Origin of the sequence: Streptosporangium sp. NPDC049046 (genome assembly GCF_040649155.1) — a bacterium.
Taxonomy (GTDB): Bacteria; Actinomycetota; Actinomycetes; order Streptosporangiales; family Streptosporangiaceae; genus Streptosporangium.
Genome location: NZ_JBEZEZ010000032.1, coordinates 80,529 through 95,981, shown reverse-complemented (window position 1 = coordinate 95,981; position 15,453 = coordinate 80,529). Strand labels below are relative to the sequence as shown.

The window sequence follows — 15,453 nt, the reverse complement described above, 5'->3', positions numbered from 1 at the left end:
GCGGGGCGCCCGCTCCCGGGGCGCCTCCCCCTGCTGCCCGGGGCGGGGTCCGGGGGCACCCCCCCCCCCCCGCGGGGGGCGCGGCTCGGGGCGGGGTCTTTGCCGCCCCCCGGGGGCCGGGCGGCCCCGCCCCCCCTCGACCAGGTCAGGCTGTCGGCGTTGCAGCGCGTCTGGCGGCCCCATGTCGCGACGGACGCGGAGGCGAGACGAGCCGCGCTGCTTCCGTATCTCCTGGCCGTGGGGGCCACCGTGCTGGTCCCGCCCGTCGGTGCCGAGGAGTTGAGGGACGTCGTCGAGATGCTTCTGCCCCTGGTGCCTGAGGAGTCGATCACCGCCGCCGACTGAGACGCGACATCGATTCGCGCTCTGCGACATGGGCCGGCCGGTTTGCCGGGCGCCCCACGGCATCGCCGGTCGGGTTTCTGTGCGGTTCATGGCATCGGCCGGCTGCTTTCCCGCGCGGTCCGCGCCGTTGTTCGACCGGGTTTCCGGGCGGCCCACGTTCTTCTTCACCTGAGCGTTCAGCTGAGCGGGAGGAGGGACGGTGACCCGCCCGCACGGCCCGGCGCCGGAGGATCCTTGCCACTTTTCCGTACCATGCCGTATGGTACGGTTCGAGTCGAGAGCGTACGAAGGGAGGACGACCTTGACGCACCTTCCTGATCCGGTGTGGCCCGTCGTGGTGCTGGCTTTCATACAGGTGGTCGACGCGATCCTGTGCGTCAGGCCAGTGGCTTTCGTCGCTCAGTGCCTGGAGGACGTGAAGTGGCCGCGAAGACACTGGTGGGTGATGTCGCCGATCAAGTTCGCGGCGGCGGCCGGCCTGCTGGCGGGCATATGGATCCCCTATCTGGGGGCGGTCACCTGCGCCGCGCTCGTCCTGTACTTCCTCGTCGCGATATCGATGCACGTGGCGGCGAGAGACTTCGGCAGGAACCTCTTCCTCAACGCCACGGGCATGCTCGTCGTCTGCCTCGCCACCGGCGTGTTCTGTTTCGTGATCCGGTGACGGCCGATCACGCGGGACGACACGTCGGCCGAGTCGGGGCAGCGGGTCAACGAGGAGGTGGGGGATGCCCGCCGTTCCCGCGTCTCCGGAAGGCGAACGTCATACCGGTTCTTCGCGACGGAGCGCTTCGATCACGGATCATCAGAAGAGACCGCGAAGGCGAGCTTCCGGCTCGCCCGCCGTGCCGGTCGCGCCTCCTCCGTCTGGACGCGAGACCGGCGCGGCGGGGCGAGCCGGAAACCATGGACGCGGGGTGACGTCCGCGTTCCCCTTCATGATCGAGCAGCCGGAATGGGGAAACAGCCCGTTTGAGCATTGCTTAAGGTGCGCTTACGCGTGATCTAACCAATGTCCGCTCACGCGTGGTCCGGGCAACGCTTCGCGCTTCGGGTGATCCGGTCGAGAGCCGGCCGTTCGCCTACGCGTACTCTGGCCGACGTCCGGAGAAGCACGTCGTGAGCCGGCCCGGTATCGGCCGTGGCGCACTCCGGCGCACTCCGGCGCGGTCCTCGACGTTCCGCCGCGCCGCTCAGCGCCTCGCGTCCCTGCGGGACCAGCGGCCGCCGACCAGACGCCGGGCGGTACGGGGGGGACGGTCGTGCGGTTCGGTGCGGAACCAGAGCTGGACTCTGGCGCCGCCGAGTGAGGACGCGTCGATTCGCAGGGTGCCGCCGGAGGACTCGGCGAGCCTGCGGGCGATGTCCAGGCCGAGCCCGGTGGATCCCGCCCCGCTGGTCCCACGTCGCAGCGCCGCCTCGGGGTCGCCGATGCCGGGACCGGCGTCGGCGATCAGCACGCCGACGGTGCCCGAGCCCTGGTGCAGGGTCACCGTGAACGCCGTGCCCTCGGGGGTGTGCCGGAAGACGTTGCCGAGCAGGGCGTCCACCACGGCGCTGAGCTCTCCTGCCGCGACCGGCACCCGTGCGGGCGCCGAGGCGCCGATCAGCTCCCATGGGCGCCTCTGGTCCTCGGCGAGCGCCGACCAGAAGGCGAGCCGTTCGCGCAGCACCTCGGCGGCGTCACAGTGGACGAGCTCCGGCGCGCGGGAGGGCTGCCTCGCCGCCGCGATGATCTGATCCACCTCGGCCTCCAGGCGGCTCAGCGCGCTCCTGCTCTGCTCGGCCTCGGGTCCCAGGTGGTCCAGGCTGAGCCGGAGCGCGGTGAGGGGGGTGCGCAGGCGGTGCGACAGGTCCGCGGCCATCTCCCTTTCCGCGGCCAGCAGCTGGGTCACGCGGTCGGCCATGCTGTTGAACGCCTCGCCGGCCGCGACGAGCTCGGGCGGCCCCTCGGGCTCGATGCGGACGCTGAGGTCCCCGGCGCCCAGGGCGCTCGCCGCCCGTCCCAGCCGCCGGGCCGAGCGCACCACGCGTACGCCCAGCCGGTCGCCGACCAGGAGCGATCCGGCGACGAGCACCGCGGCCACCCCGCTCAGCACCGCCCACGACGAGGCGACGCCTCGGGTGAGGTCGGCCGGCGGGATGAAGATCTCGATGACCACGGTCCTGTCACCGTCCAGGGCGACAGGGCGCAGCAGGAGGTAGCCGGTGTCCATCTCGGCGGTGATGGCCCGGGTCAGGCGGGAGGCCGCGGCCACGGTCTCCGCGGGGGCCCTCACGGTACCGGCCGAGCCGCCGCCGGCCAGGTGGACCCCGATGCGGTCCCGTGCGCCGGTGCTGAGCAGCGCGTGGGTGAGCCGGTCGGGATCGACGGTGATGGCGAGCACGGGGACCAGCGCCGAGGCCTGCCGCTCCGCCTCGGCCATGGCCCGGCCGTGGGCGATCTCCCTGACGATGAGTCCGAGCGGGATCAGGAAGGCGAGGGCGACCATCGAGGTTCCCGCGACGGTGAGCAGGGCGAGGGTCCGCCTCACGGCGGTGTGATCAGCATGACCCCCACGCCGCGTACGGTGTGCAGGTAGCGGGGGGAGGACGCGCTCTCGCCGAGCTTGCGCCGCAGCCATGACAGGTGGACGTCGATCGTCTGGTCGTCCCCGTAGGACTGTTGCCAGACCTCGGTGAGCAGTTCCTTGCGGGAGACCACCCGGTCGGCGCGGGTGGCGAGATAGGCGAGGAGGTCGAACTCGCGCCTGGTGAGGGTGAGCGGGGCACCGTCCAGGTGGGCCTCGCGCCGGTTGAGGTCCACCGACAGGGCGCCGACGCACAGGACCGGGGGTGGGGTCGCGCTCCGCGCCCGGCGCAGCACGGCGTCCAGGCGGGCGTTCAGGTGGTCGCCGGAGAACGGTTTGACCAGGTAGTCGTCGGCCCCCGCCTGGAGGAGACGGACGATCTCCGCCTCGTTGTCCCTGGCCGTGGCCACGATGACCGGGACGCTGGAGACGCTGCGGACCATCTTGAGCGCCTCCGCCCCGTCCAGGTCGGGCAGCCCGAGGTCGAGAACCACCGCGTCCGGGGGGTTCTGGGTGATCTCTCGCAGCGCGTCGAGCGCACGCCCCGCGCTGCGTACGGCGTGCTGGCGCCTGCTGAGTTCCTGGATGATCGCGGATCGTACGTATTCATCGTCTTCGACCACTAGCACCGTCGCCATGCCATGTAACGGTAGTGAACAGTGGGACATATGACGTAATAATTCACGATATGCGGCAGACGCTGGGGTTCATAGCGGTGTGGTGCGGGGCCACCGTCCTGGCGATCTCGGTCGCCTGGTTCGGCGTCCGCGACGTGCTCCGCAGCGAGGTCTTCGAGGACGCGAGCATCGAACCCATCAACGCCGCCATCGGACGTACGGGAGACCCGCGACTCCCCCGGGGAGCGCCCACGGGACCGCAGGTACTCGGCACGCCGACAGCGGCCTCCTCCGCGCCTTCCTCCGGGCCGGACCGGACCCCGGCGCCCCGCTCCACCGCGCCCGCACGCGACACCGCCAGGCCGAGTTCCGCCCCTTCTCCGTCGAGGACCGCCGCGGCGCCGGCCCGCACACGGGAGGGCGACTCCTCCCGTTCCGGGCCGTCGTCCACGCCTTCCAGGCCGCGCGGAACCCAGGCGGCCACCTCGTCGCCCGCCACGCCCAGGGCGACGGCCACCAGGACGCGATCGATCTCCACCGAGAACCTGCGCGTGGTGAACGTCAAGGGTGGTTCGGTCTCGTTCGCCATCGAGAACGGCGTGTGCCGTCTGATCGCCGCCGCGCCCAACGCGGGCTACGAGGCCAAGGTCGCCTCGGCCACCGGCTGGATCAGGGTCGACCTCGTCCAGGGAGAGCACGGTTCCGCGGTCTTCTGCATCGGAGCGGAGGGCCGCACCGACCTGTGGGAGTACTAGGCCGCCCCTGATGGACGCCGGGGCGAGCGAGGGCCGGCCCTCAGGCGGGTCCGGGGTGCCGGTCGCCGAGTTCGCGCAGTCGCGCGGCGGCCTCGGCGACGCGCTCCTCGGAAAAGACCGCGATGCCGTGCTGTTCGAGCAGGGCGGTGGTCACCCCGTGGCCTGGCACGCGCCCGCCCCCGAAGGCGCCGTCGTAGATGACCAGGCTGCCGCAGGAGGGACTGCCCTCCTTCAGAATCGCCACCCGCACACCGTGGGTCCGCGCGGCGGCGAGCGCCGCCCGTGCGCCGGAGAGAAAGGACTCCGTGACGTCGGCACCCTCGGCGGTCAGCACCCGGGCCGCCCCGGACAGCACCGCCTCGCCCCCGGCGCCGTCCTCGATCTCCGCGGCCGGGCGCGGAACGGGCAGACCGCCCTCGACCTCGGGGCAGAACGGGACGAGCCGCCCCTGTCGCCGCCACGTGGCCAGCAGGGCGTCGCCGCTCGTCTTGGCGGCCCCGTCGTAGCGGACCTTCCGTCCCATCAGGCAGGCGCTGACCAGGATCCTCTCCACGGACCCAGAGTACGTGGCGCGGAGCGGAGGGCGAGGGGGCCGGGCAGTACCCTGCTGCCCATGCTTTTCGATCCCCTGAGGTCTCGATGATCGGCCCGCTCGCGACCGGCCTCATCCTGCTGTCGCTGTTGGTCGGGATCTTCGCGCTGGTGAGTACGGCGAGGAACAGGGCGATGAGCAGACCGCTCCTCGTCGTGCTCGGAGTGCTGGAGATCGGCCTGCTCGTCCAGGCCGGGTTCGTGATCGCCGCGCTGGTGCGGGGTGAGGGGCCCGCGGAGACGGCCACGCTCATCGGCTATCTGGCGGGCAGCCTGGTGATCCCGCCGGTGGCGGCGTTCTGGGGGATCGGTGAGCGGTCGCGCTGGGGGCCCGCGGTGATCGCGGTGGCGGGTTTCGCGATTCCCGGCATGGTCGGGCGGATGCTCCAGGTCTGGCAGGGGCTGCCGTGAGCGAACCGGCGATCGGCAGCGGGCCGGGGCGCGCGCTGGTGGCGGTCTACGGGGTGTTCGCCCTCGCCGCGGGGGCGCGTGCCGCCGTGCAGATCGCCACCCGGTTCCAGGAGGCTCCGCTGGCCTACGTGCTGTCGGCGTTCGCCGCGGCCGTCTACGTCGTGCTTACCGTGGCGCTGGCCAGGGGGAACAGGACCCTGGCGCTCGTCGCCTGCGGTGTCGAGCTGGCCGGGGTGCTCATCGTGGGAACGCTCAGCATGGTCGACCCCGAGGCCTTCCCGCGTGCCACGGTCTGGTCGGGTTACGGGAGCGGATATCTTTTCATCCCGTTTGTGCTTCCCGTCCTGGGCCTTTACTGGCTTTTGCGGCGCCGCTAGTTAGGCCCGTGCCTCACCGGGCAGGTCTGGTTCCCGAACCGACCAAACCACAAGGGAGGCACGGTCATGAGCTCGATTGAACAGTCAGTGGACGTCAACGTTCCGATCCGGACCGCGTACAACCAGTGGACCCAGTTCGAGAGCTTTCCCGAGTTCATGGAAGGCGTCGAGTCGATCAAGCAGCTGAGCGACACGCGTACGGCGTGGGTCGTCGAGATCGCCGGGGTCCGCCGGGAGTTCGAGGCGGAGATCACCGAGCAGCACCCCGACGAGCGGGTGGCCTGGAAGTCACTGGACAAGCCGCACCAGGCGGGCGTGGTGACCTTCCACCATCTCGGCCCCGACAGCACCCGGGTCACGTTGCAGATGGAGTACGACCCCGAGGGGTTCGTCGAGACCGTCGGTGACTGGCTGCAGCTCGTCCGGCTGCGCGTCCGTGGCGACCTGGAGCGTTTCAAGGCCTTCGTCGAGTCGCGCGGCGACGAGACCGGCGCGTGGCGCGGCGACGTTCCCGGCCCGCACGAGCGCGGCGGCGATGTCGCCGGCACCGGTGGGGTCACCGACCGGCCTCTGAGCGACCAGGGCCTGGGGGAGCATCGCGGCACCGGTACGGGGGGCGGTCACGGGTTCGGCGAGCCGATGCCGCCGCGTACGGTGGGCCAGCCCTACCCGGCGGACCCGGACCTTCCTCCGCCCGGTGGTGAGCCGCTGCCCCCGGCGGGGCGCAGGCCGGGCGAGGAGCCGCCGCTCACCCCGGGGCCGCGCATCTGACGCTCGCCGACCGGGGCCGCGTGCCCGGAAACCGCCGTCCGGACCTGGGGGGACTCTCGTCCGGGGTGGGCGTCCGGTGCGGTCGGTCCCGGGCCGCGCGTCCGATCCCAAGGCGCGCTCGGTGACGCCCCAGGCGTCCGCTGCTCGAACCGTCCGGGATTCCGGGCATCCGGAGGCGGGGGAGTCGCGCCGGTGCGTGAGAAAGCCGGGCCACGATCTGTAAAGAGGATCGTGGCCCGGCTTTCACGTTGTCAGTGATTCGTCCTGTTCGGATTCGACGCGCCAGGTCAGGAACAAACTGAGGTTTCACTCCTGTTACAGTCGGGGTCAGCCAATCATCCTACGATTGGATGAAACCACTGAGGAGGACTGAAACCAGCATGAGCGTGCTCACCCATCAGACCAGGGGCCGCACCGATGGAACCACGGGCTCTCTCGCCTGGTTGCTCGTACTGGGAATCGTCCTCGCGGCACTGAACCTGCGTACCGCCGTCACGAGCGTCGGACCGGTCCTCGACCAGATAACCTCCGGCCTCGGCATGACCGCCGTCGGAGCCGGGCTGCTCACCACGCTCCCGGTGCTCATCTTCGCCTCGGTCGGCGCGGTGACGCCGACCCTCGCGGTGAGGGTCGGAGAGCACCGCCTTCTGCTCCTCGCCCTCGTCGTCCTCGGTGCGGGCCTGCTCATCCGCTCGATGGTGGGCTCGGCCGAGGTGTTCCTCTACAGCAGTGCCCTGGCGCTGTCGGGCGGCGCGGTGGGCAACGTGCTCATCCCCAGCCTGATCAAGCGTCACTTCCCCGGCCGGGCCGGGACCATGACCACCGTCTACACCACCGCCCTCGCGGTGGGCACGATGCTCGCGGCCGCCGCGACCGTGCCCATCCAGCGGGCCACCGACGGCAACTGGCATGTTGCCCTGGGGGTGTGGGGGGCGCTCGCGGCCGTCGCCGCCATTCCGTGGCTTGCGCTCTCGCGCAGTGAGCCGGAGCGGCGCGGCACGAGCGGGGGCACGGGGGCCCGTGCCCTGCTTCGTAGCAGGCTGGCCTGGGCGGTCGCCGCCTATTTCGGCACCCAGAGCATGGTCGCCTACATCATGTTCGGCTTCCTGCCGAAGATCCTGACCGACGGCGGCTACACCACCGCGCAGGCGGGCCTGGTGCTGGGCGTCTTCACCGCGATCGGTATCCCGGTCTCGCTCCTGGTGCCCTCGATCGCGTCGCGGTTCCCCGACCAGAGGCCCGTGGTTGCCGCCTTCGTCGTCTTCTACACGGTCGGATTCCTCGGACTCTGGCTCGGTCCCTCCGGCCTGGCCTGGGTCTTCGCGAGCCTGGTGGGCGTCGGCATGGGGTCGTTCCCCCTCGCGCTCACGATGCTCGCCATGCGCACCCGCACCCCCGAGGCGACGGCCGCGCTGTCGGCCTTCGGGCAGAGTGTCGGATACCTCATCGCGGGTGCCGGGCCCCTGGTCGTCGGCGTCATGCACGAATCGACCGGCGGCTGGACGCTGCCGTTCCTGCTGCTGTTCGCGGTGGTCGCCGTCCAGTTCGTGACCGGCTGGCACGCCGGTCGCCCTGGATATCTGGAGGACGAGCGGTCCCTCGCGCGCTGATCGACCGCGCCGATGCGGCTCGCGCCCCTTCGGGGGCGGCGCGAGCCGCATCGGCATGAACATCGGCATGACGAGATGAGGCCGATCGCGGACTCGACGCGCGTCACGCGTCCCGGCGGAAAGGCCGAGGGGGTTCGGCCGGCCGCCACCCGGTAAACAGTTGTTTACCGTCGCCCTCTACCATGCGAAGGCGGCAGTCGACAGCGGAGGAGCGGGCAGTGACGGGAACGACCCTCGCCGAACCTGGCACCACACGGCAGGGCAGACATCTCTGGCTGACCCTGGTGGCGCTCTCCACCGCCGGAATGGTCGTGTCCGTGCAGCAGACCGTGGTCATTCCGCTGCTGCCCAGGCTCATGGTCACCTTCGGCGCGTCGGTGGCCGAGGTCACCTGGGTCTTCACCGCCTCGCTGCTCGCCGCGGCGGTGGCCACGCCGCTGCTTTCGCGCCTCGGGGACATGTACGGCAAGAAGCGGATGATCCTGTTCACCGTCGGCCTGCTCGTACTGGGCTCGCTGGTCTGCGCCCTGTCCGGTTCTCTCCCCGTGCTGATCGCCGGGCGGGCTCTGCAGGGCGCCTCGGCGGCACTGATCCCGCTGGCCATCGGCATGATCAGGGACACCTTCCCGCCCGGCAGGGTCATGACGGCGATCGGGGTGGTGAGCGCCACCATGGGTGTCGGCGGCAGCCTCGGCATGATCGTCACCGGCCTGATCGCCGACCGCACCCCCGATCACCACCCGGTCTTCTGGATCACGGCTGGGCTCAGCGCGCTCGCGATCGTTCTCATCGTGCTGAGCGCTCCCGGCGACGGAGCCGGCGCCGGGGGCCGTCCCGACCTCATCGGCGCGGTACTGCTGTCGGCCTGGCTGGTCTGCCTGCTGCTGGCGATCTCCAAGGGCAACGACTGGGGCTGGAGTTCGGGAGTCGTCCTGTGGCTGTTCGCGGGCGCGGGCGGATTCTGTGCCGTCTGGGTCTTCAGCCAGCTGCGGCTCCGGGCGCCGATGGTACGGCTCCACCTGCTCGTCGGGCGTCGGTCCCTGCCGGCCAACGTGGCGTCGATGCTCCTGGGTTTCGCCATGTTCGGCTCCTTCACCCTGGTCTCAGGATTCATCCAGACACCCTCGTCCGCCGGGTACGGCTTCGGCGGGTCGGTCCTCGACGTCGGCGTCTACGCCCTGCCCAGCACCGTGACGATGCTGCTCGCCTCCTTCACGGCGGGCCGTCTCTCCGCCCGGCTCGGTCCCGCCTACTCCCTCGCCCTCGGCGCGGGCCTGTGCGCCACCGGATTCGGCTGGTTCACCCTTTTCAACGACTCGGTGCTCCATCTGGTCGGCTCCAACGCCGTACAGGGCCTGGGGTTCGGCATCGGCTACGCCGCGCTGGGGGCCCTCGCCGTGCAGCACGTGTCCAGGGACCAGAGCGGTATCGCGAGCGGCATCAACTCCCTGGTCCGCTCCATCGGCGGCAGCCTCTCCGGCGCCGCGACCTCCGCGCTCCTCACCTCGATCACCATCGCGGGAACCTCCGTCCCCTCCCGCGACGCGTACGTGATCTCCTTCGGCATCATCACCGCGAGCGCCGCGGGCTCCGCGGCCGTCGCGCTCGCGACCGGAATGAGGGCGCGAGGACTGTCCCGAATCGGCTAGGATTTCATCTGCATCGCAAGGGGCTATGGCGCAGCTGGTAGCGCGCCTCCATGGCATGGAGGAGGTCTGGGGTTCGAATCCCCATAGCTCCACGTGTGACCGGGACCTGCGGGTCCGCCTTCAGGGGCGGCTTCCCGCAGGTCCCGTTCTCGTTTACCCGGCGGGACGACCCCCGGGCCCTTCCGCTCACAGCCCGGGTCGAATGCCCCGAGGCCGAGTGAGCCGTGCCTTTGCTCGCAGGGTTCTTCCGGTGACCGGCGTTCGCCTTTTGTGTGGTGGCTCCGTTGCAGGCCGCCTATTTCCCGCGGTGGATATGAGACGTACGATGCGGGCGATATAGGCAGCGGGAGGAATCCTGGCATGGCTGATACGGTCGTTCCGTTCGAGCTTTTCGGCTCCGACTATTTTCGTGACCCCTATACGGCGCTTGACTGGTTGCGGGTCAACTCGCCTGTTCATCGATACGTCTTCCCACTCGGCGACGTCCCCATGTGGGTGGTGACCAGATACGACGACGCTCAGGCCATCCTCGCCGACACGCGGTTCAGCACCGCCGAGTGGCGCGGGAGCGCCGAATTCCACGCGGCGGGATTGTCCATCGGTGGAGAGAGCATACTGGCGCAGACCATTCCGGGACTCGATCCACCGCAGCACACCCGGGTCCGGCGGTGCGCCATGAGCGCGTTCACTCCGCGAGCCGTCGAAAAATGGCGGGAGGATATCCGGCGCGTTATCGACCTGACCATAAAAGATTGGGAACCGGGGCAGGAACGGGATCTGGTGTCGGAGTTCGCGGCGCCGATTCCACCTTCTGTGATCGCGACGCGCCTCGGGTTCACCCTGGAGGGGCGGGAGGATCTCGCCCGGGACGTGGACCTGCTCATCTCCACCGACCCGGCCGAACATCCGCTGATTCCGGGGGCGCGGGAGCGTTTCTGCGAACGGGGCCGCGAGCTCGTCGCCAGGAAGCGGGCCGAACCGGGTGACGACCTCACCTCCGCCTTCATCCGCGCGGCGGACGAGGAGGGGCGGATCACCGAGGACGAGCTGGTGGCGATGGTGATCATCATGATCATCGCGGGGGTCGGGACGACCAAGATGTTCATCGGCAACGCGATGCTGGCGCTGCTGGACCACCCCGACCAGCGCGCGCTGGTCACCGGGGATCCAGGCGTTCTGGGCCGGTCGGGCATCGAGGAGCTGCTGCGCTACGAGTCGCCGGTCGCCTCCGTGCCCTGGCGGTTCCCCACCGAGGCGATCAAGGTGAGGGACGTGGAGATCGCGGCCGGTGAGCCGGTGATGGTCATGATCGCGTCGGCCAACCGTGACCCGGAGGTCTTCGACGATCCGCATCGCCTCGACCTCACCCGCAGCGGGGCGCGTCACCTGGGACTCGGGCACGGTATCCACAACTGCCTCGGGGCGGCCGCCGCGCGATTGATCAGCGAGATGGCTCTCGCCACTCTCGTCGAGCGGTTCCCGGATCTGCGGCTCGCCTGCCCCCGGGAGGAGATACGGCGTCACGAGGTGTGGGCGTTGAACGACTACCGTGCTCTGCCCGTCGTCCTGTGACGGGCCGGCGTCTGGAGGTGGACCGAGCCCTGTGTTTCGGCACCGGGCTCTGTTCCGCGACGGCCCCCGGGTTGTTCACGCTCGGCGCGGATCGGATCGCCGTCGCGCGCGAGGGCGAACTCACCGACCCGGACGACATCTCGCTGGCCGAGGAGGTGGCGGACTGCTGTCCCCGCGAAGCGATCATCCTCCGTTCCCGGGACGCGGGTTGAGCCGTCGCGACCCGATCATCTCGTGAACCCGCCGGCGCCGCACCGCGGTATGCCGGACCCGCGCCGTAGTCCTCCGGCGCGGGTCCGGCGCTCACGGATCGCGTGCGGCGATCATCGAACCTCTTTTGCGTGGCGCGGCTCGCGTCGGGACAGGGCTACCTCGATTCCTGCCGTGGCGGCCGATTCGCGCCGCGCGACCTAGGATCGGGCCATGCCGTTGACCGCGAACGACGTCGGCCGGTTCGAGGCCTCCAGACCGCGCCTGGAGGCCATCGCCTATCGCCTCCTCGGCTCCGGCGGGGAGGCCGAGGACGCCGTGCAGGAGACGTTCCTGCGCTGGCAGGCCGCCGACGTCGGCCGCATCGAGGTCCCCGAGGCCTGGCTGACGAAGGTCCTCACCAACCTGTGCCTCAACCAGCTCGCCTCCGCGCGGGCGCGCCGCGAGACCTACGTGGGCCAGTGGCTTCCCGAACCGCTGCTCGCCGGAGACCCGATGCTCGGCCCGGCCGAGACCGCCGAGCAGCGCGAATCGGTTTCGTACGCGGTCCTCACCCTCATGGAGCGCCTCCACCCCAACGAGCGGGCGGTGTACGTGCTGCGGGAGGCCTTCGGCTACTCGCACCGGGAGATCGCCGAGATCCTCGACATCACCGAGGGGGCCAGCCAGCAGATCTTCCACCGGGCCAGGAAGCGCGTCGCGGACGGCAAAGCCCGAACCGAGGTCGACGAGGCCGCGACCCGGCGGATCGTCGAGGAGTTCCTGGCGGCCGCGGCCGGCGGCCAGGTCGAATCGCTCGTGCGGCTGCTCACCGAGGACGTCGTCTCGATCGGAGACGGTGGAGGAAAGGTTCCGGCCCGCGCCACGGCGTTCGAGGGCTCCGTCGCGGTCGCGAAGTTCCTGCGGGGCCTGTTCGCGTTCGGCAAGGGCGTACGCGCCGTGGTCGGCGGTGTGCCCGAGGTCTACGCCTGGACCGCCAACGGTGACCCCGCCGTCGTGGCCGTCATGGACGGCCGGGTCGTCGGTGTCATGTGCCTGGAGGTCACCGCCGAGGGCATCGCCGCGTTCCGTCACCAGGTCAATCCCGACAAGCTCGACCGCGCGACCGCGCGCTGGGCGGCCACCGATCATGGGGAGCCTCTGTTCGGCGCCTCCTGATCACTTCCGATCACTGTGTGAGGTGCTTCACATCGCGTTCCTGTCAGGAAACGGCGGGCCGCCCGGTTCAAAGGGCAAACCCGCGCGAGACAGGAGCAAGGGAATGCAGCACCGCATCATCGTTCTTGGAGCCGGATATGCCGGAGCCATCGCCGCCGGTCGCCTCGCCAGGCGGCTCCGCCGTGAGGACGTCGCGATCACCCTCGTCAACGCCGAGCCCGACTTCGTGGAACGCGTCCGTATGCACCAGCTGGCGGTCGGCCAGGATCTCAGGCCCCGGCCGTTCAGTGAGATGTTCGCGGGCACCGGCGTCGAACTGCGGATCGCGAAGGTCACCGGCGTCGACGTCGACGGCAGGACCGTCGCCGTCGTCGACGCGAACGGCGCGGAAGAACTCGCCTACGACACGCTCGTCTACGCCCTGGGCAGCGGCTGGAACTCCCAGGGCGTCCCCGGGAGCGCCGAGCACGCCTACGAGATCGCCGGCCGGCCCGGAGCACTCCGGCTGCGTGAGCGCCTGGCACGCCTGGGCGCCGGACAGAGCGTGGTCGTCGTCGGCGGAGGTCTCACCGGCCTGGAGGCCGCGGCCGAGATCGCCGAGGCGCGCCCGGACCTCGACGTCGCGCTCGCCGTCCGCGGCGACCTCGGTGGCCACTTCTCGTCCAGGGGCCGCGAGCATCTGCGGAAGGTCTTCGGCAAGCTCAAGATCACCGTGCACGAGCACGCCGTCGTCACCGGGGTCGAGGCCGAGCGCGTCACCACCGCCGACGGCAGGGGCATCCCGGCCGCGGTCACCGTGTGGACCACCGGCTTCGCCGTCCACCCGATCGCGGCGGCGACCGGCCTGAAGGTCACCGGCACCGGCCAGATCGTGGTCGACGAGACCATGCGCTCGGTCTCGCACCCGGAGGTGTACGCCGTCGGCGACGCGGCGATGGTGGCGGGCCCAGGCGGCAAGCCGCTGCGGATGTCGTGCGCCTCGGGAGGGCCGACCGCGTGGCAGGCCGCCGACGCGATCGCGGCGCGCCTGACCGGCGGGAGACTCCCGAACACGCCGATCCGCTACATCAATCAGTGCGTCTCACTGGGTCGCGGGGAGGGGCTGATCCAGTACGTCACCGCCGACGACCGTGCGGTGCGGGCGGTCCTGACCGGACGGTTCGCGGCCGTCTACAAGGAGCTGGTCTGCAGGGGCGCTGCCTGGGGCGTCGCGAACCCGACGCTCGGGCTGCCGGTTCGGCGCCGCCGTGTCACGCGGGAGCGGGCCGCGGTGGTCGGCTCGTGATCGACCGGTGGTTCCCGGACCGGGTGGGCTTGCCCCCGGTCGGTGGGTGACGGTCCGGCGTCGCGGCCCTGATCACACCTGACCGGCTTCGCCCGGGGCCGAGGTGGCGCGTCCCTCGGCCGGACGTGACCGTGAACCCGCCGTTCGGGGGCGGCGGTGTCAGTGGTCAGTCCCGCAGTCCGGTGTGCGGGAGACGGCCGAGAAGGGTTCGGACGGCGGCGGTGTGGGGGGAGGGGAGGACCTGGGTCAGGAAGACGGCGGTGAGGTGGTGGTGGGGGTCGACGAGGAAGGTCGTCCCGGCCGCGCCGGACCAGCCGTACTGGCCGGGGGCGCAGGTGACGCCACGGAAGGTCGGATCCAGGTCGGTGGAGAAGCCCAGGCCGAAGCCGAGGCCGTCGTAGCGACCGGGTTCGGGGATCGTCACGGCGGCCTGGGCGAGATCGACGCCGCCGGGCAGGTGGTTGGCGGTCATGAGGTTCACCGTGTGGCGCTCCAGGAGGCGGACGCCGTCGAGGGCGCCGCCGCCCAGCAGCATCTGGGTGAAGCGGTGGTAGTCGGCCATGGTCGACAGCAGCCCGCCGCCGCCGCACAGGAAACCTGAGCTCTCCAGCACCGTGTCCTCGGCGTCCTCGGCGTCCTCGGCACGTTCGACCAGGCCGCCGCCCTCGCCGGGGGCGTACACGCGGGCTAGACGGGCGCGCTGTGCCGGGGTCGGGGTGAAAGTGGTGTCGGTCATTCCCAGTGGCGCGAAGACGCGTTCGGTGAGGAAGGCGTCCAGGCTCTGTCCGGAGACGACCTCGATCAGGCGGCCGAGAACGTCGGTGGAGACGCCGTAGTTCCAGCGGCTGCCGGGTTCGAACAGCAGCGGAAGCCCGGCCCAGGCGTCGGTGAGCTCAGCCAGATCGCGGCCCGGGGGCTGTGGTGAGCCGAGGCCCCGGGCGCGGTACATCTCGTCCAGCGGGTGGTCCAGGAAGGCACCGTAGGGCAGGCCCGAGGTGTGCTGGAGCAGGTGGCGAACCCGGATGGGGCCCCGCGTCGGCTCGGTCACCGGGGCGTCCGCGTCGCCGCCGGTGAAGATCCTCATATCGCGGAAGGCCGGTAGGTGGCGTTCCAGCGGGTCGGTCAGGTCGAATCGGCCCTCCTCGTGGAGGATCATCGCGGCGACCGAGGTGACGGGTTTGGTCATCGAGTAGATCCGGAAGAGCGTGTCGTCACGGTCGTCCATGCCGTAGGAGCGGTGGTGGACGATCTGCCCGTGCCGACTCACCAGGAGTTGCCAGCCGGGGAGAAGGCCGTTGTCGACGTACTCGCGCTGTCGCTCGTCGAGGGTGGCCAGGCTCGACGGGGCGAGTCCGTGGGAGGCGGGGTTCACCGTGGTCCGCATGGGCCGTTTCCTCTCCGGACGGTGAGACGTCCCTCATCGAAGGGACCCGCGCGATGCTGCCGTACGGTGTGGCATCGAGTCAAGGCTGTGGACCTACGTTCACAAGTGTGAACCACAAAGCCCCCTACGGTCCGATTACTTGACAAAT

16 protein-coding genes, 1 tRNA gene and 1 pseudogene are annotated in these 15,453 nt (G+C 70.7%); 13 read left to right on the top strand and 5 right to left on the bottom strand.

Features of this window, described 5'->3' with window-relative positions; translation table 11 throughout:
* A pseudogene (locus tag AB0B96_RS33815) lies at positions 1 to 345 on the top strand (hypothetical protein); the annotation flags it as partial.
* A 301-nt stretch (positions 346 to 646) separates the two neighbouring features.
* On the top strand, positions 647 to 1,009 hold the full coding sequence (locus AB0B96_RS33810; RefSeq protein ID WP_362905364.1) for a DoxX family protein: 363 nt from the start codon (positions 647 to 649) through the stop codon (positions 1,007 to 1,009).
* Positions 1,010 to 1,538: 529 nt separating this feature from the next.
* Here AB0B96_RS33810 and AB0B96_RS33805 read toward each other — a convergent pair.
* Genes AB0B96_RS33805 through AB0B96_RS33795 form a run of 3 tightly spaced genes read right to left on the bottom strand, consistent with a single transcriptional unit; the run spans position 1,539 to position 4,097 of the window.
* On the bottom strand, positions 1,539 to 2,879 hold the full coding sequence (locus AB0B96_RS33805) for an ATP-binding protein (RefSeq protein WP_362905363.1): 1,341 nt from the start codon (positions 2,877 to 2,879) through the stop codon (positions 1,539 to 1,541).
* Positions 2,876 to 3,553, bottom strand: a complete 678-nt coding sequence (locus AB0B96_RS33800; protein ID WP_350945826.1) for a response regulator transcription factor — start codon at positions 3,551 to 3,553, stop codon at positions 2,876 to 2,878. The genes AB0B96_RS33805 and AB0B96_RS33800 overlap by 4 nt, the downstream gene beginning before the upstream one ends.
* A gap of 43 nt (positions 3,554 to 3,596) precedes the next feature.
* Positions 3,597 to 4,097 carry a hypothetical protein gene (locus AB0B96_RS33795; protein ID WP_362905362.1) on the bottom strand — a complete coding sequence of 167 codons (501 nt, stop codon included), beginning with the start codon at positions 4,095 to 4,097 and terminating at the stop codon, positions 3,597 to 3,599.
* Between AB0B96_RS33795 and AB0B96_RS33790 the strand changes: the two genes are divergently transcribed.
* Positions 4,087 to 4,287, top strand: a complete 201-nt coding sequence (locus AB0B96_RS33790) for a hypothetical protein (RefSeq protein ID WP_350945828.1) — start codon at positions 4,087 to 4,089, stop codon at positions 4,285 to 4,287. The two genes, AB0B96_RS33795 and AB0B96_RS33790, sit on opposite strands and share 11 nt — an antisense overlap.
* 40 nt (positions 4,288 to 4,327) lie before the next feature.
* Here the strand turns inward: AB0B96_RS33790 and AB0B96_RS33785 are convergent, their stop codons facing one another.
* The gene (locus AB0B96_RS33785) at positions 4,328 to 4,840 is read right to left on the bottom strand and encodes a DUF523 domain-containing protein (protein WP_362905360.1); all 513 of its coding nucleotides are present in this window, start codon (positions 4,838 to 4,840) and stop codon (positions 4,328 to 4,330) included.
* A gap of 86 nt (positions 4,841 to 4,926) precedes the next feature.
* On the opposite strand from AB0B96_RS33785, the gene AB0B96_RS33780 reads away from it, so the two are divergent.
* The 10 genes from AB0B96_RS33780 (at position 4,927) to AB0B96_RS33735 (ending at position 13,921) form a co-directional block, all read left to right on the top strand.
* Entirely contained in the window at positions 4,927 to 5,289 is a 363-nt protein-coding gene (locus AB0B96_RS33780; RefSeq protein WP_362905358.1) for a hypothetical protein, read from the top strand.
* On the top strand, positions 5,286 to 5,666 hold the full coding sequence (locus AB0B96_RS33775) for a hypothetical protein (RefSeq protein WP_362905356.1): 381 nt from the start codon (positions 5,286 to 5,288) through the stop codon (positions 5,664 to 5,666). Before AB0B96_RS33780 ends, AB0B96_RS33775 begins: the two co-directional genes overlap by 4 nt.
* A 66-nt stretch (positions 5,667 to 5,732) precedes the next feature.
* Entirely contained in the window at positions 5,733 to 6,437 is a 705-nt protein-coding gene (locus AB0B96_RS33770) for an SRPBCC family protein (RefSeq protein ID WP_362905354.1), read from the top strand.
* A gap of 380 nt (positions 6,438 to 6,817) precedes the next feature.
* Positions 6,818 to 8,047: an MFS transporter gene (locus AB0B96_RS33765; protein ID WP_362905352.1), complete on the top strand. Its 1,230-nt coding sequence runs from the start codon at positions 6,818 to 6,820 to the stop codon at positions 8,045 to 8,047.
* A gap of 218 nt (positions 8,048 to 8,265) precedes the next feature.
* Complete coding sequence (locus AB0B96_RS33760; RefSeq protein WP_362905350.1) at positions 8,266 to 9,696, top strand: MFS transporter; 1,431 nt, start codon at positions 8,266 to 8,268, stop codon at positions 9,694 to 9,696.
* A gap of 19 nt (positions 9,697 to 9,715) precedes the next feature.
* A tRNA-Ala gene (locus tag AB0B96_RS33755) sits at positions 9,716 to 9,788 on the top strand.
* 268 nt (positions 9,789 to 10,056) lie between these two features.
* On the top strand, positions 10,057 to 11,268 hold the full coding sequence (locus tag AB0B96_RS33750; protein WP_362905348.1) for a cytochrome P450: 1,212 nt from the start codon (positions 10,057 to 10,059) through the stop codon (positions 11,266 to 11,268).
* Positions 11,265 to 11,480, top strand: coding sequence for a ferredoxin (locus AB0B96_RS33745; RefSeq protein WP_362905345.1), 216 nt, complete (start codon positions 11,265 to 11,267; stop codon positions 11,478 to 11,480). The genes AB0B96_RS33750 and AB0B96_RS33745 overlap by 4 nt, the downstream gene beginning before the upstream one ends.
* Positions 11,481 to 11,691: 211 nt before the next feature.
* Positions 11,692 to 12,636 (top strand): RNA polymerase sigma factor SigJ, encoded by a 945-nt coding sequence (gene sigJ, locus AB0B96_RS33740; RefSeq protein ID WP_362905343.1) that lies wholly within the window; start codon positions 11,692 to 11,694, stop codon positions 12,634 to 12,636.
* 103 nt (positions 12,637 to 12,739) lie between these two features.
* Positions 12,740 to 13,921 (top strand): FAD-dependent oxidoreductase, encoded by a 1,182-nt coding sequence (locus AB0B96_RS33735; RefSeq protein WP_362905341.1) that lies wholly within the window; start codon positions 12,740 to 12,742, stop codon positions 13,919 to 13,921.
* Between the two features lie 166 nt (positions 13,922 to 14,087).
* Here the strand turns inward: AB0B96_RS33735 and AB0B96_RS33730 are convergent, their stop codons facing one another.
* Complete coding sequence (locus AB0B96_RS33730; protein ID WP_362905339.1) at positions 14,088 to 15,305, bottom strand: serine hydrolase domain-containing protein; 1,218 nt, start codon at positions 15,303 to 15,305, stop codon at positions 14,088 to 14,090.
* Between the last annotated feature and the right edge of the window lie 148 nt (positions 15,306 to 15,453).